Below are 24,380 nucleotides of genomic sequence, written 5' to 3'. Positions count from 1 at the left end.
CTCTATTGAAGCTACTCAAAAAAATCATTTATAAGAACATTTAATTTGTTAGTTTTATTTTCAATTATCTCTAATGCCTCTTCTTTATCTATGGTATTTTGTTTAAGAAGTTTTAAATATCCTATTATTGATGTTAAGGGGGTCCTTAAATCATGAGACATATTAGCTATGCCTTGTTTTAATGTATTTTCAAACATTACTTTTTCTTGTTCATTTCTTCTGTAAAGTTCTAAATATTCATTAATTTCAAAAGCTAAATTTTCTATATATTTATCAGCTATTTCAGTATTAACTTTTTTATTGGTTTCTCGCACTCTAAAATTTCTGATTTGCTTAGTTATAGCTCCTATTTCTCTTTTATATAAATGTAACTTAATAATTGCTACTGCCAAAATTAATATTAGAAAAATAATCATTAAAATAATAGCTAAATACATTTCATTTCTCCTACTCATATAATAAAATTTTTACTTATCTTTTACTTAATATCTTCACGCCGTACATATAACATACTGGTAAGTTGTATAATGAAATGACCGAAGAGTAACAAAAAATAAAGACTCAAGAGAAATACTCTTGTATAATGTTAAGTGACTAAACCAACATATACGGGAGGATTTCAAATGAGTCAATTAGATTTTATCACACAGAGCAGAAAAGGTAAACACATAACATACGAGGAACGCATAAAGTTAGAAGCTTTACACAAAATGGGACTTAATTCAACTCGTATTGCGGAGCAAATAGGTGGGCGTTCAGAACGTACAATAAGGCGTGAAATTGCTAAAGGAATTGTAGAACTATTGAATAGTGACTTAACCACTCGAATGGAATATAGCGCAGAAATTGGGCAGTCAGAGCATGACAAACAAGGTGCCGCTAAAGGTCCTGCATTAAAAATAGGAAAAGATCACAAATTGGTGAGGTACTTAGAAAAAGCTATTGGTATAGATGGCGAATCTCCGTATGCAGCTATTCAAAATATCACAAATAAAGATCTACAATTTGAAACAACTATTTGCTTCAAAACTGTGTATAACTATTTGGATAATAATTTGTTTTTAAATATAAGTAACAAAGATCTGCCTGTTAAAAAGAATGCTAAAAAGAGAAACTATAAAAAAATAAGATCAGCGTATAACAATACCAAAGGAACTAGCATATCGGAGAGACCTGCAGCGGTAGCTGCACGTGATGAGATAGGCCATTGGGAAATGGACACTGTAGTTGGCAAACAGGGTACAAAAACTGTCTTAATGGTGTTAAGTGAAAGAGTAACTCGTAAGGAGTTAGTCTTTAAAATACCATCTAAATCACAGGCGGCTGTCGTGAAAGAATTGGACAAATTGGAGCGTAAAATGGGAATGTTATTCTCAAAAACATTTAAAACAATCACCTGTGATAACGGCTGTGAGAACCTTGATTTCGAGGGTATTGAGAACTCAGTAAGAAATAAACGAAAGAGAACTAAAGTGTATTATGCTCACCCATATAGTTCATGGGAGCGAGGCACAAACGAAAATATCAATAAAATGATACGACGATTTATCCCAAAAGGTGTGGATATTTCAGCATTCTCTAAAAAACAAATTATGCAAATACAGCACTGGATCAACAATTATCCAAGAAGGATTTTCAACGGTTTATCTGCCAATATGATGGAACAGAAAACCATTACAACTTAACATTATATTTTTCTTCAAAATTTCGGACATTTTATATTGCAATCTACAACATATAACATACTCCCTCCAATTGTTATAATAAAAGTTAAAAGTGATGAAATTATCCCAAATATAATCTCTTCTTTAGGTGCAAATTTTGATATTGCCACTCGCCCAGCAACATAAGGAAGTATATATGCACTTATGTTGCTTGGCAATTGAAAACTCAGAAAGAATATAACTGGTGAAACAAATGTACAAAGAGCACTCTTTGTTATCATAGCAATCATAGCAATTATACATATTGTGACTGCACTATACATTATTCCAATAATAATTACTCTGGTTAAGTATAAAATAGCACTTAAATTTAAGACTTCACAAAATCCATGATTTATTGAAACATATATAACTAAAATTGTTGTATAAATTATTTCTAAAAATAAACAAGCCATTATAAATACTATTAATTTACTTAATATAACCTTACTTCTCGTATATCCATAACTGAAACTTTTAATTATATTATTATTCTTAAAATCCTTAGCAATAAATTCTCCGCCTAATAATGCAAATATAAAACTAGTATATATACTATATTCGAATCCATATTGTATTGAATATGCTCCATTCATAAGAAAATTAGGATGTACTTTCTGCAGTCGTTGTATATCCTTATCCCATACAGTAATTAAAAAAAATGAAGCCACTATTGCCATAAATATCATTCCAACAAAATATCTACTTTTCCTTAATTTATAAAATTCTCCTCTAATTAGATTACTCATTATCTTCTCCTCCAACTAACTTAGTAAAATAATCCTCCAGTGATTCACCCATTTGCATTATTTCTTTAACGCCTATGTTATGTTTAGATAGAGCAATAGTAATCTTTTCTCCGTCAAATTCATCATATATTCTTATGATATTATTTGGAAAAACTTCAAAGTCTTTTATCCCAATCTCATTTTCTAAAATAACTGAAACATCCGAAGTATAATTTACTTTCAAATGAAGATAAGTTCTACATTTGTTTGAAAGTTCACAAGACGTCATTTCTTCAATTAATTTCCCATCATTTATAAAACCATATCTATTGGAAATATGAGTAAGTTCAGATAACATATGACTTGATATTAAAATAGTTGTTCCTCTTTCTTTGTTTAATTTAATTAAAAGCTCTCTTATTTCTTTTATTCCAATTGGATCTAGCCCATTCATAGGTTCATCTAAAACCAAAAATTCTGGCTCACTTAATAATGCCATAGCAATTCCCAGTCTTTGTTTCATTCCTAGCGAGAAATTCTTAGTTTTCTTTTTCGCGACATCCTTAAGTCCTACTAAATTTAAAGTCTCATTAATACATTTGTTTCCTGGAACTCCTCTTTGAATTTTGACAAGTTCAAGATTTTCATACGCCGTCATGTTAAGATAAAGAGCTGGTGATTCTATTAATGTACCAATTCTACTTCTTTCCTTAATAATCTCTTTCTCCTCACTATGTCCAAATAGTTCAACTTGTCCAACATTAGGTATAACAAGACCTGTAAGCACTCTAATCATAGTTGTTTTTCCGGCACCATTTTTCCCTATAACTCCATATATATCACCTTTTTTTATCTTTATGGACAAATCATCTAAAACTTTGCGACTACCATATGTTTTTGTAATGTTACTAGCTATAATTACATACTCACTCATTTTATTACCTCCTTATGAATCATTCTTTTATCATAACTAATGTTTCATAAGAAAACTTTACTAAAGTCTTTCAAAAGTCTTAATTCTTCTTAATTTATACCCCATTGCCCAAATTGTTTCTATGTAATCTTCACTATCATTTGCAATAAACAGCTTATTTCTTAGTCTACTCACATGTACATTTACAGTATTATCATCGCCCAAAAATTCTTCTCCCCATATACTTTCGAAAATATTAGATTTACTGTATACCTTATTGGGATTTGTTAATAACAGTTTTAGTAATGCAAATTCTTTTGCAGTTAGCGTAAGTATAGTTTGTCCCACTTTTACTTCTTTACTTTCTGTATTTAAACTAATATCTTTATAACTCAAAATATTATCTCTATTTTTCTTTCCCTCATCCTTAAAAAATTCTAGATATCTTCTCAAATTACAATTAACTCTTGCAACAACTTCATCTGGATCAAATGGCTTACAAATAAAATCATCTGCTCCACTTTCTAATAATTCTATCTTAGTTTTTTTAGATGTTTTTGCACTTACTACAATTATTGGTGCTTTTGTTATTTCTCTAATTTTTAATATAGCTTCTTCTCCACTAATCCCTGGGATCATCAAATCTAATAAAATCATATCCCACCGTTCATTTTCTACACACATTAAAGCTTCTGTCCCTGAAAAAGCTGCTCTAACTCTATAACCCTTATTTTCAAGAATACTACAAAGTAATTTATTAATTTCATTTTCATCTTCAACTACTAAAATCTTAGCTCTTTTATCCATATTCCACCCCATTATAATCTATATATAAAGCTATTTTTCATTTTGTAAATCTTATTGTAACCACTGTTCCTTCATGCACAGTGGATTCTATCTCTATTGCATGGCCTAAATTTACACATACCTCTTTGGCTATATATAATCCCATACCAGTTGATTCTCCATATCTACGCCCATTCTCTCCAGTAAAGAATAGGTCAAATACCCTTTTAATATCTTTCCTTGGGATTCCTATTCCCTCATCAATAACACTTAATTTAATTTCTTTTTCTTCTTCCCATGCTTTTATAATCAATTCTTTTCCCATGCCTTTTGAATACTTCACACCATTAATAATAAGTTGATCTAATACAAACTTTATCCACTTTACATCACTGTATACTTCAATATCTTCATCTATTTCTACTCTAGGAATTATTCTGTTTTTTATGAAAATCTTCTTTTCTTCATTTACTGTATCAATAACTAACTTCTTCAAAGAAATTCGCTCTGCTACAAAATCTTTTTGGAAAGAATCTATTCTTGCAAAATGCATTGCCATATTTAAACCTTTATTTAATTTATTAACCTCTTCTTCTATACTTCGCGCCTTTTCTTCTCCTGCGTATTCTTGAAGGAGAAGTTGTATTACAGAAAGAGGTGTCTTCATTTGATGTACCCACTGATTTATAAAAGTTAAATGCTCATTATGATTTTTGTTACACTTTTGTATTTCAGCTTCATATAAATTATGTTGCTTCTTTAATATTTCAGAAATATTTTGACTCAAATCCGAACTATCAAGTTCCAAAAAAGCATCATTCAAACAATTTAATCCATTTCTTAATAATTTGTATAACTGTCTATTTTGATAATACCTAAAAGCTAAGAAGCATACCAGAATAAATGTATTAAATACAAGTATATAAATGATTTCACCAAACTCTATGAACCCCATAATATTACAATACATAACTGTAAGAGCTAAACTTGATAAATATATAAAAACATAACCTCTATTATCCTTTAAAAATAATTTCATATCATTCCACTACCAGGTTTTATTTAATCTATAACCTGCTCCTCTTATAGTCTCTATGCCCATATCTATTCCTAAAACCTGCAACCTCTTTCTTATTCTACTAATATTTACGCTTAGGGTATTTTCCTCTACAAACTCAATGTCATCCCATATTCTTTCTAAAAGGAAATCTCTACTAACTACCTTAGGATACCTTTCCATAAGGCATTCTAGTAGTACGCCTTCCCTTTTAGTGATAATTAAACTTTCACCATTAAATTCTACTTCTGACCTTTCTGGGTAGAACTTAAGACTATCGGCTTCAACTATTCTTTCCTCTACCTTAGGTGCATAATCTCCAAAAGCTCTTCTTATATGGCTTTTTATCTTTGCAATAACAACATCAACATAAAAAGGTTTGGTTATATAGTCATCTGCGCCACTCTCTAAAGCCATAACCTGATCCATTCCACTATCTCTTGCAGATATAAATATTATAGGAATCTTTGATTGCTGCCTTATCTTTCTACACCAATAAAATCCATCAAATTTAGGTAAATTAACATCTAATAATACTAAGTCTGGGTTACACCCATTAAATCCTATCATTATTTCTTCAAAGTTTTTTACCGCTATTACCTCAAACCCATACTTAGCTATGTATTCTTGTAATAAAGTACTTATTGATAAATCATCTTCTACAATATATATTTTGTATTTCATATTTATTTCTCCTTAATTTAATAAATTCAAAATTATTTTCAACGACATGCTTCTAAACCATATTTCTACAAAGTACCCTGATTACCCTTCTAAATTTGTAGAAAGAAGTAAAAAACATAGTAATCTCACTTTGCAAATTCCTCTTTTAGCCTTAGAATAAGCCACACATTTTTATGGGGAATCCTGACGAAAAAAAGGTTTTGGTTAAGCTTGTAATGTAAATCTCTTACGTATATAATAAATCTACACGGTTTAGGTATACATTCGAAAAAAAATCCAAGTATGGTTAATGCAGTAAAACATATTGATTAGATGTATTCCAAATGTAAAAATAATTGGAGGAGTTTGATGAGTTTTGCTTGCAGCAGCTCAATGTTGTGGTTTTACAGATTTCACAAAGCAACATTTACGAAACCGTATTAATTAAAGGGGGGTATATTTATGTTTTTTAAGACTAGGCAGCAACATGAAAATTTGAGGACAAAGATTAGAGAATTTGCAGAAGAGGAAGTTAAACCTATTGCATTTACCTTGGATCAGGAAAATAAATTCCCTATGGAAGCAATTAATAAGTTAGGTAAAATGGGAATGCTGGGGATCCCATATCCAAAAGAATACGGCGGAGCAGGTCTGGATGTAATGAGCTATGCAATTGCCGTTGAAGAATTATCAAGAGTGGATGGTGGTACAGGCGTAATTCTTTCCGCTCATACATCTTTGGGCACCTACCCAATTTCTGCCTATGGAACAGAGGAGCAGAAACAAAAATACTTAGTGCCACTCGCAAAGGGAGAGAAACTTGGTGCATTCGGTCTTACCGAAGAAAATGCTGGTAGTGATGCTGGCGGTACGGAAACCATTGCCGTACTCGATGGTGATAATTACATTTTGAATGGTGAAAAAATCTTCATAACAAATGCTGGTAAGGCTGATATTTACGTTGTTTTTGCAATTACTACGCCGGATATAGGTATTCGTGGTATAAGTGCATTTATTGTGGAAAAAGATACAGAGGGCTTTACCTTCGGTAAGCATTACGACAAGATGGGTATTAGATCATCTGCAACTGCAGAGCTAATATTCAATGACGTGAAAGTCCCTAAGGAAAATCTACTAGGAAATGAAGGTGACGGGTTCAAGATTGCTATGGCAACTTTGGATGGTGGTCGTATCGGTATTGCAGCTCAGGCTCTAGGAATAGCTCAAGGCGCGTATGAAAATGCTTTAGAGTACTCAAAAGAAAGGGTTCAATTTGGTAAACCTATTTGTCAGCAACAGATTATCTCTTTTAAGTTGGCAGATATGGCGACAAAACTTAGAGCAGCTAGATTACTTATTTACAGTGCAGCAGAGCTTAAAGAAAATCATGAGCGTTACAGTATGGAAGCTGCTATGGCGAAACAATATGCTTCAGATGTTTGCCTTGAGATTGTAAATGACGCTCTTCAAATATTTGGTGGAAACGGCTATTTGAAAGGTATGGAAGTTGAGCGTGCTTACAGAGATGCTAAAATTTGCACAATATATGAAGGAACTAATGAGATTCAACGTGTCGTTATCGCTGCTCACATCATTGGCAAGATGCCGAAAAACAAGAATACAGGTAAAGCTACTGAACGTGGACCTGCAACAGGTTATCGCAGAAAAGTGATTTTCAAGGAAGGAACTGCGAGTGAAAAAGTAAATGCACTTGTGGAAGCCCTTAAGGCTGATAAATATGATTTTACAGTTGGAATTCCAATGGATACTCCTATAACTAAGGCTGAAAGAGTAGTCAGCGTAGGACTAGGTATAGGGGAAAAAGAAAATATGAAGCTTATAGAAGACTTGGCAGTTCAAGCTGGTGCAGCTATAGGATCTTCGCGTCCAGTAGCTGAAACACTTAAATATTTACCACTCAATCGTTATGTTGGTATGTCTGGTCAAAAATTTAAAGGAAATCTCTATATTGCTTGTGGTATTTCAGGTGCAGGTCAGCATTTGAAGGGCATAAAGGATGCTGCTACAATAGTTGCTATAAATATTGATCCCAAAGCGAAAATTTTTAAGAACTCTGATTACGGTATCGTTGGCGATTTAATGGAGATATTACCATTACTTACTGCTGCTTTAGATAACGGAGAAGCAAAGAAAGATGCTCCACCGATGGTGAAGATAAAGTCAGCTACTCCTAAGAAAATTGTTCCAACCTGGAAACATTATGTATGTAACGGATGCGGTTATGAATACGATCCTGGTATGGGTGATCGCGAAGGCGAAATAGCTGAAGGTACTCTCTTTGAAAACATACCTGAAGGGTGGACTTGTCCATCTTGTTATGAAGAAAAAAATATGTTTATAGAAGTCTAATTTTTATAATAATTAAATTTAATAATGTGTTTTTAGTATAAAGGAGGATTATATATATGTATTGTGTTAGAAATATAACTGAGGATCTTTATTGGGTTGGTGGAAGCGATCGTCGCCTTTCCCTTTTCGAAAACATTCATCCAATTCCACGAGGAGTTTCTTATAACTCATATTTGCTAATGGACGAGAAGACAGTACTCTTTGATACAGTAGACTGGTCAATTTGCCGTCAGTTCCTTTTGAATATTCAATCAATCCTAAAAGGCAAGCCTTTAGATTATATGGTAATTAACCATATGGAACCTGATCATGCAGCATGCATTGAAGAGATTATTCTTCGTTATCCTAATGTAAAGATTGTATGCACCCAAAAAGCTTCCTTGTTCATGCATCAGTTCGGTTTCGCTATTGATGGCAAAATAATGGAAGTTAGTGAAGGAGATACAATGTCCTTTGGAAAACATAACGTTACATTTGTAGCTGCTCCAATGGTACATTGGCCAGAAGCTATGGTGACATTTGATACTTACAATGGTGTATTATTTTCAGCTGATGCCTTCGGTTCTTTCGGCTCATTAGATGGTCAGCTGTTTAATGACGAAATGAACTTTGACCGGGATTGGATTGACGATGCCAGAAGGTATTATACAAACATTGTAGGAAAGTATGGTCCTCATGTTCAGAATCTTTTAAAGAAGGCGGGCACTCTCGACATCAAGATTATCTGCCCGCTACATGGACCAGTATGGCGTAATGATTTGGGGTACTTGTTAGATAAGTACGACAAGTGGAGTCGATACGAGCCTGAGGAAAATGGAGTAATGATCGTTTATGGAACAATGTACGGCAATACGGAGGCCGCTGCAAGTGACCTAGCAACAAGGCTCGTGGAAAAGGGAATGACTAATGTGGTTATGTATGACGTTTCAAAAACTCACGTCTCCTATTTGATTTCTGAGACATTCAAATATAGTCATGTGGTTCTTGCCTCTGTAACCTACAACTTGAAGATTTATCCACCGATGCTGAATTATATGATGGATATGAAATCATTAAATCTTCAAAAACGTACTTTCACTCTTATAGAAAATGGCTCATGGGCCCCTCAATCCGGCAAATTGATGCGTGGACTTTTGGATGAGATGAAAGAAATGACTATTTTAGATAATGAGATGTCATTGAACTCCAGCATGAAAGAAGATGATGCGGATTCAATGGATGCCATTGCAGGCAGCATTATCGAGTCAATGAAGTAATTTTAGAAAAATATAAATTTAGGACCTGCTCATAGATAAAGTTCATGAGCAGGTCCCTTTTGGTATACATCTTACTATTAAATTTATATTTGTTTTTTTATATAATTTATCAGTAAGATTAGGCATGCATAACTAATCTTTATTTCATACCTAAACTTCTCCCTCTACTAGTTGTTTAAAATTTATACTTTCTAATTCCGCATTTAAATTCTTTTGTACTTTTGTCATAGCTCTATGCACAATGCATTCACCACTTCTATTCAAATTACAAAAGCTTGGTTCAATTACGCATCTATTAACACATATTGGACCGTCTATTGCTTCTATAACACCTTTTAATGTTATTTGTTCTGGCAATTTGTTTATAGCATAGCCTCCCTTGACTCCCCTATAAGATTTTAGAATGTTTGCTTGTATAAGCTTTCCTAAAAGTTTTAAAAGAAATCTTAGCGGTATACCTTCTTTTTCTGAAATTACTTTTGCCTCTATCTTTTCACCATAGCCTAATTTGCATAAGTAAATTACTACTCTAAGAGCATAATCTGCTTCTTGTGTTATTTTCATATTATATTTCTCCCTAAAGTATATACATTTGGTATAGTTTCATCTTAAAACGTTTACCCTATTTTGTCAATAGTTTTTGATGTTTTTCATACTAATTAGGTTTCAGAGTAGCATTGTTATAAATATTATACCATTTATATAAAATATTATGATATTATATAAATAAAAAGTGTTATCTGCACACAGCAGGGTAGGAGATATTATGAAAAATAAGGGCAATGTTTATGTAGTTTTAGGTGTATTATGTGAAGTCTATTTTATAGGAACTATAATATTTGGCGGGAGAGTAACTTTTGCAGAATTTTATCTAGGCCTCGGAGTATTATTAATATCACTAGGATTAATTAAACGGAAAAGTAAACGGGAATATATTTTAATAAAACCAGGAAAGATTAGAACAGCGATAAAAATATGCTTTTTTATGGGACTAGCTTCTTTTGTATTTATTGAAGGGTGCATAATTCAATCAGCTATATCAAAGCATAGAGAAAAAACAGATTATCTAGTTATTTTAGGGGCTGGTATTAGAGGAGAAGTTCCTTCAACGGCACTTTATCAAAGGCTTTATGCCAGTTTAGAATATATTAAATTAAATCCTAATGTTAAGGTAGTGGTTTCAGGTGGAATAGGTCCTAGTGAAACTATTACGGAAGCAGCGGCTATGAAAAGATTTTTAATAAAGCACGGAGTGGCAAAAGAACAGATAATACAGGAGGAAAAGTCAACCGATACTTTAGAAAACTTTAAATTTACAGCAGCGCTTTTAAAAGGATTAGATAAAAAAGAAAATATAGAAGTAACTATTGTTACAAATAATTTCCATATGTTTAGAGCTAAGTTCTTAGCAGAAAGGCAGGGGTTAAAAGTATATGGGTATCCTGCCCCACTTCATCCAATTCTAGTGCCTACTTGTTTTGTTCGGGAATATTTAGCAGTAATAAATTCATTTATTTTTGATAGATAATTATGGGCTAAAGATATAGTTACTGGTGCTAATAATGAAGTTCTTAATAAAACAAAATATATAAGTAATTATTATAATGGTGGCTATCCACCTGAAAAAGAAGGGGTATGTACCGACGTAATTTGGCGAGGTTTTAAAACTGCTAACATTAATTTAAAAGACCTTATTGATGAGGACATAAAAAGCAATATTAAACTTTATCCTAGAGTAGATGAAAAGCCAGACCCTAATATTGATTTCAGACGAGTGCCCAATCAAGATATATTTTTTAGTAGGCACGCTCTAAGTTTAACCACCGAAGTTAAATCTAGGAATGCTGAAAATTTAAAAGAATGGCAACCTGGTGATATTGTGGTATTTACTAAGGGGTATGAACATATTGGTATTATTTCTAATAAAAGAGATAAAAATGGTATCCCTTATGTCATTCATAACACCAAACCTCATGCTAGTATACTGAAACTCTCTTACTTTACATCTCCTATACACGGTCATTATAGATGGAAATTTGATTAAATAATTCATATTTAAATTAAGTATACTGATTTAAAATTATATTTAGTTTCCCTTTTATGCATGCAATTAACTCAAAAGGTTTTTTGATAATTGCATGTTTACTATATGTAATAAAGTAATCAGAAAAAAAATCAATATCATGTTTTGAGATATTACCATTCAAAAATCCTGAACCATCTTCTTGTTTATTCAACTCAATCTTTGGCCATTTTGCAGATTGATATTTTTCTACACCTTTATTAGTTAACTCCACATATAATTCAAATGTTTCTTTAGTGTCATTAAGGATTGAAAAACGGTTCTTTAAATTAATATTAGACATGTCGATAGTATCGGTTTTTTCATCAAGTTTTACAGACTTTATACGGTCACACCTAAAGACTCGATAATCTTTAGTTAAAAAGCAATAAGATGGACAATACCACATTCCTTCATTTGCATATATACCAATTGGTTGAACACTTCTATTGCTGGCTTTCTCATTTGTCACATAGTTAATTATAATAACATCCTGCTTTATTGATGCATCTAATAATTGTCTTAAAAATGGAATTTCCTCTTGTTGATGTACTGACAAAAAATCAACACGGTCTTTTATTCTATCTATCGTATCTCTAATATCTCCAGAAAGATTTAAATAAAATTTCTTTTTTATTGATTCATACTCACCGTCAAATGGGAGAGAAATATAATGTCTTAATGCATGAATAGCAAAGAATATAGAGATAGCCTCATCATCGGTAAATGTGATGGCAGGAAGAATTCGTTCATTTAAGACTTGATAGCCCCCATGCGGACCTACTTCTGAATACAATGGTACACCCATTTCGCCTAATTCTTGCAAATCTCTCAAAATGGTTCTTTTAGAAACCCCAAATTCTTGTGCTAATTCCCGAACCGTAAATCTCTTCTTTCGATTGACCATCATAATCATTTCATTTAATCTTTTTGCTTTAGACATATACGCCTCCCAAAAATAACTATGACATAGTTTGTCACCATTATAATATATAATAATAAATAGAGCAATGAATAAGGATATTTGCTTTTGTAGAGACTAAATTTGAATTATATTAAATCCTTATAAAAATTTACAAAGGAGCTGTTTAATTATGTCATTAAACGTCAGCCCTTTTATTCAGATAATGGATGGAAGAGCAAAAGAAGCAATTGAATATTATCAAGAGGTTTTAAATGCTAAAGTTCTTTTTATGCAAACTTTAGGTCAAGGTCCCAAAGATGAGGTGTCAAAGTTTGAAAAGAATCAATTAGATCTTGTCGCACACTCAGTATTAAAAATTGGTGAAAATGAAATTATGGTTGCTGATATTTTCCCTGGTGTTCCTTTTCAGAAGGGAAATCAAATCTCAATATGTATCACAAGCGATGACATTTCAATAACTAAACAATTTTATGAGAAATTGAAGGAAGATGGTAAAATCCTTATTGAACTTAATGAAATTTACTTTAGCCCTGCTTATGGAATGGTCACTGATAAGTTTGGAGTTACTTTTCAGATTTTTACTGCTAGAAAATAAACAAAATTAGAATTACAAGAAACACATAGTGGAAAATTTTCTATGTGTTTTCTTATTTATTAGCTTGGGGAACTTGTATCATTATCTATATTCACCAATAAGCCCCACTTATAAAGTGGAGGCTAGTTCATGGTCCAAAAATTAAAGTTCCTAAAGTCCAATATAAAAACGGTAGTGTTATTAATATAATATTGAAAATAATACTATATTTTGCAAGTTTATTACGTATAATCGCCATTGACAAAACACCAAATAACATCCCTATTGGACAGATTAAAGGCGTCAACAATAAAGGCATCCCTTCTAATTTTTGATATGGAGTTATCTCAAAGAACCAATTCAGTATAAACATAAAATTAATTAAAGGTATTGTAAAAGAAATAATAACTAACATATTTCCAATGTTTTTAGTTGAAATTTTACTCTTCATATTCCCCACCTCCTCATACAGTTACAATTTTAATGTACACTATCTAACAAATACATCTTAACCCACACCACTTATATTGGTATACCAAAGCAAATAATAGTCCCATTCAATGAAGATTCAACGCAATTTATAAAGCCACCATGAGCCTCAACAATATACTTAGAAATGGAGAGACCAAGGCCGGATCCTGGAATATTTTGATTTCTGCATTTCTCGGCTCTATAGAATTTATTAAATATATAAGGAATATCAGCCGAAGAAATTCCCATTCCTGTATCTTTTATGTATACATTAAGATACCTACCAGTGTTTTCAAAATATATTGAGATGGATCCATCTTCTCTTGAATACTTTATACTATTTGAAACTAAATTGTACATTACTTGAGAAAGTCTTTTCTTATCACCATTTAACAAAAGGTTAGGTATTTTATGAGGGAAAATAAAATGAATTTCCTTACTGGTTATCTCTACAGATAAATCATCTAATATATCCTTAAAGAAATCGCCACAGTAGAACTCAACTAATGATATGTTCATTTTGTTAAGCTCTGCCTTTGAATGCTCTAGTATATCCTCTAGAAGCTTAGATAACATTTTTACTCTGTTTAATATTATTATACAATAATTTTCAATACCCGCCTTATCTTTAACAATGCCATCCTTAATCCCTGACACATATCCATGGATGGCAGTTAGAGGGGTTTTAATATCATGAGATAAGCAAGCTAAAAGCTCCTTTTCACTTACCTTTATTGATATTTCCTTTTCCTTTGAAAATTTAAGTTCATCTCTCATAGCTTCGAAATCGTGGCAAAAACACCCATTTCTGTATAATAATCATAATGAATTTCATATGTGAAATCACCCTTTAAAATTCTCCGCGCACTTTCATTAAGAGAATCTAAGGGCAATAAAATATCCTTTTTCAATAAAATATAAGTGAGGATTATTAGTATAATTATTGCAGATAAAGAGATGACTATATCATCTTCAATGATAAGATTTTTTTCATTTGCCATAATTACCCTCCAAATGCTTTATAATTACATTTTACCATAAAAATATAAAAAAGAGAGTTTACCACCCTCTTTCTTTCAAAAATTCAAATATTAAAACCTCTCTATTTCCATCGTCTGATTTAAAGAATTTATCTAAATCAAGTTCTCCATCTATTCTACCATCCTTTAAATATATTAATCTGGAAGCACGAGCAGCAGCCTTTAAATCATGAGTAACCATAACTACTGTTTGACCATTATTATTTAAGTCCGACAATATGTCTAGAACCTCTTCTCCCGCAGTGGAGTTAAGTGCTCCTGTGGGCTCGTCTCCAAATAGTATTTTAGGGGATGTGATTATAGCTCTTGCCACTGCTGCTCTTTGTTGCATACCACCAGAAATTTCTGAGGGGTATTTTTCCTTAGCATCTTTTATACTCAGGGTTTCAAGAAGCTTTAAGGTTTTCTCATTTACTTCTTTTTTATTTTTATTTACTCCATAACCACAATAAGCTATGTTTTCAAAAACCGTTATATCAGGTAATAAATTTATACTTTGAAATACAAAGGAAATGTCTTTTTTTCTAATTAATGAAAGTTCATCCTCTTTCATTGATGTAATATCCTTTCCTAAGATATTAACGCTGCCACTAGTGGGTGAGTCCATACCACTTAAGGTATATAATAATGTAGATTTACCAGAGCCTGAGCTTCCCATAATTACAGTAAAGTCCCCTTCATAGATGTCTAAACTTAAATTTTTTATCACATTAAGCGCAGTTTTACCTGTGACAAAGGATTTGCAAAGGTTATTAGCTTTTATAACTGATTTTTTCATCAAATCACTCCTCCATTAATTCAGTAATCTTAGTATTTTTTATAGAGTTACAGCATATAAGTGTTGTTACTAATATTAAAATAACCATAGTGATTATTAGTAGTAACATTGTTATTGGAGATATTATTAACACATCTAATTTACTAACTGCTGCAGCAATCATAGGTCTTGCTAGCGTTAAATTAAATATGATAGCTATAATTGTGCTAAATAATGTTAGGATTAATACCCTATATAGATATCTGTTTCTTATTTCTTTAGATGTAAATCCTAGTGCCTTCATTATTCCAAAGTTTCTTCTATTATCCCTAATATTGATTATGATAATATTTAATATCGTTATTGCACCAAATGCTATAAATACCACAATTAATAAATTGGTAATAGGGAGTACTGTTCCAGGGATAGATACTATGACATCTTTAATTGCAGGTGGAATGTCACTGGCATCTAAATTAGGATATATATTGTTAATCTCTTTCTTAAATTGTTTTATATCTGTACCAGCTGTTAGAGTTATAAAAATTTCACTGCCTATAAATTTTGGAATCTCCTTTTCTATTGCAGCATTTAATATTCTTATACCATATCCATTTTGCATCATTGAATTATAAGCGCCTGTTATTAAATAGGAGTCTTTTTTATTATTTATAGATAGTTCTATATAGTCTCCTACGGATAACCCTGCATCTTTTAATATTTTTGAAGAAACAGCTACTTCTTTAGAATTTTTGGGATTATGCCCATCTATGATAGTAAAGCCTAAATCACTGGTGTAAGAATTCATCACAAATATATCGTAAAGTGTACTCTTTATAGGGTATTTTTTAGTATCAAGTTCTACTACATCCGTTAGCATCATAGATCCATAAACATAATTTTTAATTCTATTGTCCTTCTTTACATCATTCAAAACCTTATTTAAACCTTCTGATTGTCTAACCATTTGCGGAGCACTAATGGCTACATCACTTTTAGGTAGTCCAAACCAAATAGGAGCATTTTCCTTCATCTTTGACATAGATCCATTTGCATTACCAAATATCAATACCAGTGTTAGGGATAATGTTAATGTTAATGTGATAAAGGCAGTAGTCTTTTTATATTTAAACATATCGTTTATTGCAAAGGCTAAGGAAGATATATTATCTTTGATCAATGACTTTGTTAACTTTCTCCTTGAAGATGCAATCCCTGTTCTAAGAGCCTCCACTGGGGTAATCTTATTAGTTCTTCTAATTACAAAATACAGATTAATAATCACCACTAATGTAAATAAAATTACTGTAGCTAAAATAACATATGCATTAATACTTACACCTTTAAAATCACCAATATACTTTAAAACTTTCGAGGCTGTATAATTTAATATAGGAATACTGCACAGCGCTCCAAGGATACTTCCAATAAATGCAATTATTGAGTAACCTATAATATAAAATTTGAGAATATCTCTTTTAGAAAAACCAAGAGCTTTGTATATTCCAATAGATTTATATTCTTTTAAAATATTATTCCATAAAATAAATCGCATAAGAAGCACTGAAACAATAAACACTAGAATTGAAGCTAAGGTTGCAATGCCACCTATCATAGAAGAAGCCATCGTTGAACTTAAGCTTAATAAATCTTTATCAAATACAAAGCCACCAACTTTTATAGCCCCCGTCAAATCCTTTTCTACATTAGCTACATTAGTCCCACTTTTAACATCTATAAAAATTAATGATGCTTTCCTTAATGAAGAGAATTCCTGCTCACTATTCTTATTGGTATATAGATTAATTATACCAATAGTAGAAGATGGCTCAAGAGAGTCATTAATTAAGGAAGAAACCTTTAAAGTAACGTCCTTTGTCTTTGTTTTTATGGTTAAGTATCTCCAAGGTGAATATTATTATTTTCTGCTAGAATCTTAGTAATCCACACTTCACCTTTTTTAGGACAACTGTCATTATTTGATGAGTTACCCTTAGTTAGTCCAAATGGAATATTTTTGCTATCTTCTATGGGAACAACATCGTACATTGAAATCTTTAAATTTACACCATTGTGATAAAGGTCGTTACCAGAAGTGAACGCCTCAGTAGCTTTAACATCATTAACCTCTGTATTATTTTTACCCCACTTAAGTACATCATTTGTAGAACTTTCATTAGCGTTATAACAAATTATATCGTAAAATTTATCATTAGAATAAAATTTATTAATATACCCTTGAATAGAAGTTAACATAGACAAACTACTTGTAAATATTAAAGAGGATAAAAATAATAACGCTCCTATTAAAAAACATTGAAGTTTTTTCTTTTTTAGTTTTTTAAGCCACATCTAAACACATCCTTTCTTTAATTATATAATACATAAGAAAAGTTAAAGAAATATATTTAAATTATTAATGAAATCTTACAATAATACTTATTCAACAAATATTTCACCCGACTACATCAAAATTATAAATGAATATCTGAAAGTTCCACTTTTACGCTTTCATTTTTGCTTGATATTTTGTTACTATGTATCACATTTTCATGAGATATATTTCTTGAAGGAAACTTAACTATGCCATTGTTAAAATATTACCATATATTACGATTCATTCATATAATTGTTACTGGGTTTAATATGAAAAGGAGCCCTTAGGCTCCTTAATTGATTTGATACGATAAGCTATTAAATTTAATCTAATAGCTTATCGTATTCATTTAGTAGTTCATCTAACTCTTGACTAAGTACTACTAATCTGGGATCAGTTAAGGTTTCTTTTTCATCCATTAACTGATGCAATAAAGTTCTGTGTTTTTCAATTTTTTGTAATATTTCATCCAATTGTGTCATAATTTCCCTCCTTCCTCTACCAATTATAGCGAAAATTGGCAGAGGTTTGACTGCCATTATGTAACCCATATTTTAACGACATTCCAGAAGGAAAGTCTCCCACTTCTATAAGTAGGAGTTACTTACCCTAACAAATAGAAAACTTCAGTGGGGGGATAACAATTGAGAATTGTTATCTACTCCAGAGGGCTACAAAGGGGTAAATCTCCTTCTGAAGTCGTTAATATGCAGCTCCGCAGGAGATGATTTAATGTAAAAGAAAAGACACCCTTTCGAGTGTCCTTAGTCTATTTTTACTTTCTTAACTAATAACTGTAAATATGGGCTTTCTTACAAAATAGTAAGATAACTTTTTTATTTGTAAGTGTAGCGACATTGAGTGTTAGCAGCTCGTGGAGTATACTATGGTTATAGTGATGAGAAATGAAAAAAATTCAGGGGGCATATTATGGCTAATGAAGTATTAAAAATCGAAAAACTAAAAAAAGTAATTGGTAAACGTACAATCGTTTCAGATATTTCCATTGAACTTAAAAAAGGAGAAATATTCGGTTTTCTTGGACCTAATGGCGCTGGAAAATCCACTACTATTAAGATGATTGTTGGATTATCCAAAATTACTGAGGGAAATATTTATGTAGATGGATGCTCAGTAAAAGAAGATTTCAAAGGAGCAATGCGTAACATTGGGTGCATAGTTGAAAATCCGGATATGTATAATTATATGTCTGGACTCGATAATCTTAAACTATTCGCTAAAATATATAAAGATGTAGATGAGATTCGAATCAATGAAGTAGTGAAAATTGTGGATTTAGAGCGGGCAATAAATGATAAGGTGAAAACTTATTCGTTAGGTATGAAGCAACGTCTAGGTATTGCTCAGGCCATACTTCATAGTCCAAAACTTCTTATACTTGATGAGCCTACAAATGGTCTTGATCCCGCAGGAATTAAAGATATGCGTGCGCTACTTCGAAAGCTTTCATCAGAAACTAGTCTTACGGTGCTTGTATCTAGTCATATATTAGGTGAAATGCAGCAGATGTGCGACCGTGTTGGTATAATTAATAAGGGGAAAATTATAACGGTAAAATCCATTGACGAACTCCTTAACATGTCACAAAAGGGTGATAAAACTGTTCTGACATTAGAATCTGATAATAATGAAAAAGCAGCTTCACTTCTAACAAGCGTTAATATAAGTAACAGCATCTTGGAAGGTGGATTACATATTGAAACAACCAAAAATCGTGTTCCAGAAGTAGTTACAACATTAACTTCTGCAGGCATAGCTATTTTCGCTATGGACAGACAAGTGATTCAATCACTTGAAGATGTATTTATGAAGCTTACAGGGGAGGAAAAATAACATGGCGAATTTTTTTACACTTATTTCACTAGAAAATACAAAACTTTGGAAAAGACTTTCTACAAAAATAATGTTACTCATAATGATTGTAATTGTAATAGCGGCAACGAGTATTTATAAATATCACAAGGTGTCTCATAATAGTTCAACTACTACAAAAATTTCCGAAAATTGGAAACAGGACTTACTGGCAAATCTTCCGGTAGAAAAAGCTGCTCTAACGCAAATTGAAAAAACAGATAAAACGTCAGCATCCATAGGAAATATGAAAAAAAGCATAGCTGAAGATGAATACAGCATTGTTAACAATATCAGGCCAGAATCCAAAGACAGCATTTGGACAAGAATCACAAAGTTTGATTCATATGTTCCATATAGTTTAATTATTGCACTTCTTTTAATAATAGCATGTTCAGCTTTATTTGCAGGTGAATTTTCAGAGGGTACAATGAAAATGATGATATCACGGCCTTATAAACGGTTTGAAATTCTTACTGCAAAACTAATTGTTACATTATTTTATGGTCTTGTACTTTTGGTAACAGCATTTTTGTTAAACTTTATATTGCTGGGTATATATTTCGGTTTCAATGGCATGGGTGCTAAGGAAATGATGTGGACGAGTACCAAAATAATATATATACCAGCCGTACTAAAAACAATTATTATTTATGGCCTTAATTTTCTTACTGTGCTTGTGTATGTATTAGTAGCTTTTGCACTTTCAATAATATCTCGTTCACGCTCAATTGCAACCGGATGCTCTTTATTCTTGCTTTTAGCTGGTAGTTATATGGTCCAAATATTCTCATCCTATTTCAGCTGGGGTAAATATCTTCCTTTTGGATTGTCTGATTTTACTTACTTTATTGTTAACGGATCATTCGTCGTTGGTACAACACTTGCATTTGCTATTGGCGTATCAGTTATATATTCTGTTATATTCTGCGCTGCAGGTTTTTTAGTTTTTGAGAAACGCGATATTTAACGACATTTCAGAAGAAAGTCTCCCTCTTCTATAAGATGGGGTTATGGACTATAACAAAGAAAAAACTTTAGGGGGAGTATAAATCTCCTTCTGAAGTCGTTGATATTACAGCACCGCAGGTGATGATTTAACTGGTAATCGTACTCTACCTAGATTCTCCTAAAAAGCTCTGATTTTCTTAAGAAAATCAGAGCTTTTTTAATAACCACCATGTTCTGCTAATGTTAATATTGCAACTCCGCAGGAGATGATTTGATTATTATTTATTTAGATATTATCTCTATACCATCCTCAGTTACAAGAAGTGTATGCTCCCATTGTGATGAAAGAGATCCATCAGCTGTAAGCGCTGTCCATCCATTATCTTCATCTATATATATTTTATGACTTCCGCCATTTATCATTGGTTCAATCGTAAATACCATTCCTGGTGCTAAAATCATACCTGTTCCTCTAGTACCAAAATGAAAAACAAATGGATCCTCATGCATATTTAGCCCAACTCCGTGTCCGCCAAAATCCCTAACTACTGAGTATCCATTACTTTCTGCATATTCTTGAATAGCTGCCCCTATATCACCTAAAAAGCCCCAAGGTTTTACTGATTCTATTCCCTTATTTAAACATTCCTTAGTTATTTCTACTATCTTCTTAGCTTCATTACTTACTTCTCCTATCATAAACATTCTTGATGCGTCTGAATAATATCCATTAAGTATAGTAGTTGCATCGACATTTATAATATCACCATTTTTAAGTACTACATCTTTACTTGGTATTCCATGACACACTTCATCATTGATAGATGTACAAATACTTTTTGGAAATCCATCATAATTAAGAGTAGCTGGAATTCCACCATGAGATATTGTATATTCATGAGCTAGTTTATTAATTTCCTCTGTAGTCATTCCTTCTTTAATATTCTCACTAACTAAATCTAAAAGAGCATTATTAATTTTAGCACTTTTTCTTATTCCTTCAATTTGCTCTTTGCTCTTAATAAGATTTCTTGTTGGAACTATGCAGCCTTGTTTCTTCAAGTTTTCTAGCTTTTTATCAAAGTCCAAATGGCAATTCTTATATTTTAGTCCACTTCCACACCAGCATTTATCATTTCTATTTAAAATCATGTACATCCTGGTTAATTAAATCTGAACATAATTGTACATTTGATTTAATTAACCAGTTCACCTCCTTATTTTTAATATTATATCCACCGTATACATTTTGGTCTTGATAATAGTTTCAAGCTTTTTAGACCATATCTTTTTAATATCTCACCATTTGTTTGTGTCATGTTAAATTGATTTTTATTTGGGTATAATGCTGTAATATATCCAATATACTCGGTTCCATTTTTCTTGGTATACTTTACATAATCTCTATGCTTAAATCCTTTTACAATTAGCTCCGCGTCACCCTTAGATTTTTACGTAAAGGTGATATTTGCCAGTCTTTGATATCAATATTATTTTTTTTGATATCTACTTTACATATAACTAAAGCATCATTTGAGTGTGTTTTTTCTATATCCCAATCATTTCTATGGTTTGCAGTATCACCACCCGTAGTTAAATATAATGGGGCTATTTTCTTAAGTTCAGTTTGTAAATTTTTTTTACCTTGCATAACATGCAAGGCATCACTAAGATTTAATTTTCTACCTTTTATTATAGCTAAATATTGATCTATTAACTCGATTTCTCTGCCAAAGGTTTTTGTGTGACATGACTTGCATAATGTTACAACATTATGTATGCTGTCGGCTCCTTTAGCACGTCTTGGTTTAATGTGGTGTTCTTGTACATTTTCTTTAGAACCACAATCAACACAAGTAAAGTTATCTCTCATGAGTGCCGCTATCCTAATGTTATTATCCAGTCTATGGTGTTAGTATAATATTGTAGACACGGAAAGCCGAACACATTAAAATATAAATAAGATAAGGATGTGTTTATAATGGCAAGAGGTCAAAAACAATATACAGATGAATTTAAAAACACAATAGTAGAGCTATATAACTCTGGAAAAAGCTTAGCAGAGTTAAGCAGTGAATATGCCCTTTCAAAATCAACGGTAACAGGTTGGATAAATAAAAATAAGCCAATAGCTGTGGATAAAAATATAACTTTAACTGCAGAAGGATACAAAAACTTATTAAAGAAAAATGCTAAGCTTGAAGAAGAAGTTGAAATATTAAAAAAAGCAATGGGTATATTCGCAAGGAAATAACTACTGTATTTGAATTCATTACTAACAACAAAAAATATCATGATATCAAACTAATGTGTGAGGTTTTAGGTGTTGCACGAAGCTCTTATTACAATTATTTACACAAGAAACCAAGCAAGCGAGAAATTGAAAACAAGAATATAGAAAAAGAAATTATAAATATCCACAGCACAAGCAAAAATCGATATGGGGCTCCTAAAATAAATAAATCACTAAATGCACTGGGGATAACTATTAGTTTAAAAAGAACACAAAGATTGATGAAAAAATTGGGGATAAGATCTTTAATAGTAAAAAAATATAGACCAACTTCATCTAAAAATAAAATAATAGAGCAGGAAAACATTTTAAAGAGAGATTTTACAGCTACTACAGTTAATGAAAAGTGGGTAACAGATATCACTTACATCCATACTATTAAAGATGGTTGGTGCTATTTAGCATCAGTCATGGATCTTTATAGCAGAAAAATAATAGGTCACGCTATGGCTAAATTCATTGATACTACATTAGCCCTACAAGCTGTTAAAAATGGTATACAGCTACAAAAACCAACTAAGCCTCTAATACTTCATAGCGATTTGGGATGCCAATATACAAGCTTCGCTTTTAAAGAATATATAGAGAGCACTAAAATTATTAAACACTCATTTAGTGCCAAAGGTTGCCCATATGATAATGCTTGCATTGAGTCATTTCATGCCTCATTGAAAAAAGAAGAAGTTTACCATGTTAAATATTTTGATTATGATGCTGCAAGATTAGGAATATTTGAATATATAGAAGCTTGGTACAATATAAAAAGGATACATAGTAGTATTGGATATATTACTCCTCAACAGTGTGAAGATTTGGCTAAAAAGGCTTCATAAAAAGTTCGACTTTTTATGTCTAAGATATTGACATAGATCCACTATTAGATTTTTGATATTGCCATTTGTATAGCCTTCTACCTTCAGTTAGAACTCGTATGTCTATTAACACATTTTCTAAATATATCGAATCTATCTTAATCCATTTGGTTATTTTGTTTACAACTCGTAAAATGGATTGTTTCTTTTGCATTATCGTTGGAGCAAGTCTACTTTTTCTTTTAGATGATTTCCTATTATCAAATCTCTTTTCTCTATACCTTTTATGATATCTATGATATGTCCTATACCCTTTTCTTATAGCCATTTTTTTAGAAACGTCATGTCTAAGTTCTATAGTCCCCTTAAAAATTGGTTTTACTTTGTTATTACAATCTTGGATTATTCCTAGTCCAACATGTTTACTCCCATCGTCAATTCCAAGATAGGTTTTAGTTTTATTATTGTTATTCTCCTTAACTATTTTAAACAATTGTATTACCATCGGAAATTTATTAAGCATTTTTGCTTTTTTATTTCTAATAAGGTAATAAGCTTTATTTTTGTTGCATGGGCTTAGTCTGTTGCCAGCTAAGTCCAGTACAAATGAATATTCGACCATTTCTAGTCAACCTCCTTACGGGAAATTTTTCTTCTTGCCAATGTAAAATGATGGTGCACTGAATTTCGGTGTGTCTAATCATAATTAAGCCGTAGCAAAATCTTAGATTATTTTTCTCCTCATTATCGTAGAGCATCAGACTGAAGTA

The 24,380-nt window shown here is 31.7% G+C and carries 27 protein-coding genes; 9 read left to right on the top strand and 18 right to left on the bottom strand.

The window, feature by feature from the left end; all coding sequences use genetic code 11:
* Positions 1–11: 11 nt before the first annotated feature.
* Positions 12–437, bottom strand: a complete 426-nt coding sequence (locus ACWJKS_RS08470; RefSeq protein WP_462960943.1) for a histidine kinase dimerization/phospho-acceptor domain-containing protein — start codon at positions 435–437, stop codon at positions 12–14.
* Positions 438–623: 186 nt separating this feature from the next.
* Between ACWJKS_RS08470 and ACWJKS_RS08465 the strand changes: the two genes are divergently transcribed.
* On the top strand, positions 624–1,685 hold the full coding sequence (locus tag ACWJKS_RS08465; RefSeq protein WP_462959495.1) for an IS30 family transposase: 1,062 nt from the start codon (positions 624–626) through the stop codon (positions 1,683–1,685).
* A 14-nt stretch (positions 1,686–1,699) separates the two neighbouring features.
* Here the strand turns inward: ACWJKS_RS08465 and ACWJKS_RS08460 are convergent, their stop codons facing one another.
* The 5 genes from ACWJKS_RS08460 to ACWJKS_RS08440 are packed head-to-tail and all read right to left on the bottom strand — an operon-like array spanning position 1,700 to position 5,871.
* Positions 1,700–2,452: an ABC transporter permease gene (locus tag ACWJKS_RS08460; protein WP_462960942.1), complete on the bottom strand. Its 753-nt coding sequence runs from the start codon at positions 2,450–2,452 to the stop codon at positions 1,700–1,702.
* Entirely contained in the window at positions 2,445–3,365 is a 921-nt protein-coding gene (locus ACWJKS_RS08455) for an ATP-binding cassette domain-containing protein (RefSeq protein WP_462960941.1), read from the bottom strand. The genes ACWJKS_RS08460 and ACWJKS_RS08455 overlap by 8 nt, the downstream gene beginning before the upstream one ends.
* Before the next feature lie 60 nt (positions 3,366–3,425).
* Positions 3,426–4,151: a response regulator transcription factor gene (locus ACWJKS_RS08450; RefSeq protein WP_462956016.1), complete on the bottom strand. Its 726-nt coding sequence runs from the start codon at positions 4,149–4,151 to the stop codon at positions 3,426–3,428.
* 37 nt (positions 4,152–4,188) lie between these two features.
* Complete coding sequence (locus ACWJKS_RS08445; RefSeq protein ID WP_216304182.1) at positions 4,189–5,169, bottom strand: sensor histidine kinase; 981 nt, start codon at positions 5,167–5,169, stop codon at positions 4,189–4,191.
* A gap of 9 nt (positions 5,170–5,178) precedes the next feature.
* Positions 5,179–5,871 (bottom strand): response regulator transcription factor, encoded by a 693-nt coding sequence (locus ACWJKS_RS08440; RefSeq protein WP_462960940.1) that lies wholly within the window; start codon positions 5,869–5,871, stop codon positions 5,179–5,181.
* A 441-nt stretch (positions 5,872–6,312) separates the two neighbouring features.
* Here ACWJKS_RS08440 and ACWJKS_RS08435 point away from each other — a divergent pair, with 441 nt between their 5' ends.
* Both ACWJKS_RS08435 and ACWJKS_RS08430 read left to right on the top strand, forming a co-directional pair.
* Positions 6,313–8,220 (top strand): acyl-CoA dehydrogenase family protein, encoded by a 1,908-nt coding sequence (locus ACWJKS_RS08435; protein WP_220287125.1) that lies wholly within the window; start codon positions 6,313–6,315, stop codon positions 8,218–8,220.
* Between the two features lie 56 nt (positions 8,221–8,276).
* Entirely contained in the window at positions 8,277–9,476 is a 1,200-nt protein-coding gene (locus ACWJKS_RS08430) for an FprA family A-type flavoprotein (RefSeq protein ID WP_462960939.1), read from the top strand.
* A gap of 150 nt (positions 9,477–9,626) precedes the next feature.
* On the opposite strand, the gene ACWJKS_RS08425 is transcribed toward ACWJKS_RS08430, so the two are convergent.
* On the bottom strand, positions 9,627–10,040 hold the full coding sequence (locus ACWJKS_RS08425) for an RrF2 family transcriptional regulator (protein ID WP_165414758.1): 414 nt from the start codon (positions 10,038–10,040) through the stop codon (positions 9,627–9,629).
* A gap of 202 nt (positions 10,041–10,242) precedes the next feature.
* Between ACWJKS_RS08425 and ACWJKS_RS08420 the strand changes: the two genes are divergently transcribed.
* Positions 10,243–11,004 (top strand): YdcF family protein, encoded by a 762-nt coding sequence (locus ACWJKS_RS08420; RefSeq protein WP_216304179.1) that lies wholly within the window; start codon positions 10,243–10,245, stop codon positions 11,002–11,004.
* A 15-nt stretch (positions 11,005–11,019) separates the two neighbouring features.
* The gene (locus tag ACWJKS_RS08415; protein ID WP_462961064.1) at positions 11,020–11,520 is read left to right on the top strand and encodes a DUF1287 domain-containing protein; all 501 of its coding nucleotides are present in this window, start codon (positions 11,020–11,022) and stop codon (positions 11,518–11,520) included.
* Positions 11,521–11,536: 16 nt separating this feature from the next.
* Here the strand turns inward: ACWJKS_RS08415 and ACWJKS_RS08410 are convergent, their stop codons facing one another.
* A complete protein-coding gene (locus ACWJKS_RS08410; RefSeq protein ID WP_462959168.1) occupies positions 11,537–12,481 on the bottom strand; it encodes a helix-turn-helix transcriptional regulator in 945 nt (314 codons plus the stop codon).
* A 151-nt stretch (positions 12,482–12,632) separates the two neighbouring features.
* Here ACWJKS_RS08410 and ACWJKS_RS08405 point away from each other — a divergent pair, with 151 nt between their 5' ends.
* The gene (locus ACWJKS_RS08405; protein ID WP_462960938.1) at positions 12,633–13,058 is read left to right on the top strand and encodes a VOC family protein; all 426 of its coding nucleotides are present in this window, start codon (positions 12,633–12,635) and stop codon (positions 13,056–13,058) included.
* 127 nt (positions 13,059–13,185) lie between these two features.
* Here ACWJKS_RS08405 and ACWJKS_RS08400 read toward each other — a convergent pair whose 3' ends face one another.
* The 7 genes from ACWJKS_RS08400 to ACWJKS_RS08370 form a co-directional block, all read right to left on the bottom strand.
* A complete protein-coding gene (locus tag ACWJKS_RS08400) occupies positions 13,186–13,488 on the bottom strand; it encodes a hypothetical protein (RefSeq protein WP_462960937.1) in 303 nt (100 codons plus the stop codon).
* 71 nt (positions 13,489–13,559) lie between these two features.
* Positions 13,560–14,285, bottom strand: a complete 726-nt coding sequence (locus ACWJKS_RS08395) for a sensor histidine kinase (RefSeq protein WP_462960936.1) — start codon at positions 14,283–14,285, stop codon at positions 13,560–13,562.
* Positions 14,282–14,509, bottom strand: a complete 228-nt coding sequence (locus tag ACWJKS_RS08390) for a hypothetical protein (protein ID WP_462960935.1) — start codon at positions 14,507–14,509, stop codon at positions 14,282–14,284. The genes ACWJKS_RS08395 and ACWJKS_RS08390 overlap by 4 nt, the downstream gene beginning before the upstream one ends.
* A gap of 58 nt (positions 14,510–14,567) precedes the next feature.
* Positions 14,568–15,326 (bottom strand): ABC transporter ATP-binding protein, encoded by a 759-nt coding sequence (locus ACWJKS_RS08385; RefSeq protein WP_462956020.1) that lies wholly within the window; start codon positions 15,324–15,326, stop codon positions 14,568–14,570.
* 4 nt (positions 15,327–15,330) lie between these two features.
* Positions 15,331–16,998 carry an ABC transporter permease gene (locus ACWJKS_RS08380; RefSeq protein ID WP_462960934.1) on the bottom strand — a complete coding sequence of 556 codons (1,668 nt, stop codon included), beginning with the start codon at positions 16,996–16,998 and terminating at the stop codon, positions 15,331–15,333.
* Positions 16,999–17,198: 200 nt separating this feature from the next.
* The gene (locus ACWJKS_RS08375; RefSeq protein WP_462960933.1) at positions 17,199–17,657 is read right to left on the bottom strand and encodes a hypothetical protein; all 459 of its coding nucleotides are present in this window, start codon (positions 17,655–17,657) and stop codon (positions 17,199–17,201) included.
* A 348-nt stretch (positions 17,658–18,005) separates the two neighbouring features.
* Positions 18,006–18,164 (bottom strand): aspartyl-phosphate phosphatase Spo0E family protein, encoded by a 159-nt coding sequence (locus tag ACWJKS_RS08370; RefSeq protein ID WP_216304170.1) that lies wholly within the window; start codon positions 18,162–18,164, stop codon positions 18,006–18,008.
* Between the two features lie 448 nt (positions 18,165–18,612).
* On the opposite strand from ACWJKS_RS08370, the gene ACWJKS_RS08365 reads away from it, so the two are divergent.
* Both ACWJKS_RS08365 and ACWJKS_RS08360 read left to right on the top strand, forming a co-directional pair.
* Positions 18,613–19,536 carry an ABC transporter ATP-binding protein gene (locus ACWJKS_RS08365; protein WP_462960932.1) on the top strand — a complete coding sequence of 308 codons (924 nt, stop codon included), beginning with the start codon at positions 18,613–18,615 and terminating at the stop codon, positions 19,534–19,536.
* A gap of 1 nt (position 19,537) precedes the next feature.
* The gene (locus ACWJKS_RS08360) at positions 19,538–20,524 is read left to right on the top strand and encodes an ABC transporter permease (protein ID WP_216304168.1); all 987 of its coding nucleotides are present in this window, start codon (positions 19,538–19,540) and stop codon (positions 20,522–20,524) included.
* 263 nt (positions 20,525–20,787) lie between these two features.
* Here the strand turns inward: ACWJKS_RS08360 and ACWJKS_RS08355 are convergent, their stop codons facing one another.
* Both ACWJKS_RS08355 and ACWJKS_RS08350 read right to left on the bottom strand, forming a co-directional pair.
* The gene (locus ACWJKS_RS08355) at positions 20,788–21,657 is read right to left on the bottom strand and encodes a methionyl aminopeptidase (protein ID WP_462960931.1); all 870 of its coding nucleotides are present in this window, start codon (positions 21,655–21,657) and stop codon (positions 20,788–20,790) included.
* A gap of 274 nt (positions 21,658–21,931) precedes the next feature.
* Positions 21,932–22,378, bottom strand: a complete 447-nt coding sequence (locus ACWJKS_RS08350; RefSeq protein ID WP_462960930.1) for an HNH endonuclease — start codon at positions 22,376–22,378, stop codon at positions 21,932–21,934.
* A gap of 108 nt (positions 22,379–22,486) precedes the next feature.
* On the opposite strand from ACWJKS_RS08350, the gene ACWJKS_RS08345 reads away from it, so the two are divergent.
* A protein-coding gene (locus ACWJKS_RS08345) for an IS3 family transposase (protein WP_462959637.1) occupies positions 22,487–23,631 on the top strand; the annotation gives its coding sequence in 2 pieces (ribosomal slippage) (positions 22,487–22,736 and positions 22,736–23,631; 1,146 coding nt in all).
* Between the two features lie 19 nt (positions 23,632–23,650).
* Here the strand turns inward: ACWJKS_RS08345 and ACWJKS_RS08340 are convergent.
* Positions 23,651–24,232 carry an RRXRR domain-containing protein gene (locus ACWJKS_RS08340; protein ID WP_462960929.1) on the bottom strand — a complete coding sequence of 194 codons (582 nt, stop codon included), beginning with the start codon at positions 24,230–24,232 and terminating at the stop codon, positions 23,651–23,653.
* Between the last annotated feature and the right edge of the window lie 148 nt (positions 24,233–24,380).

It is taken from the genome of Clostridium sp. CM038 (assembly GCF_055081105.1).
The sequence above is the reverse complement of the archived record's forward strand: the minus strand, read 5'-3'. Positions and strand labels throughout refer to the sequence as shown.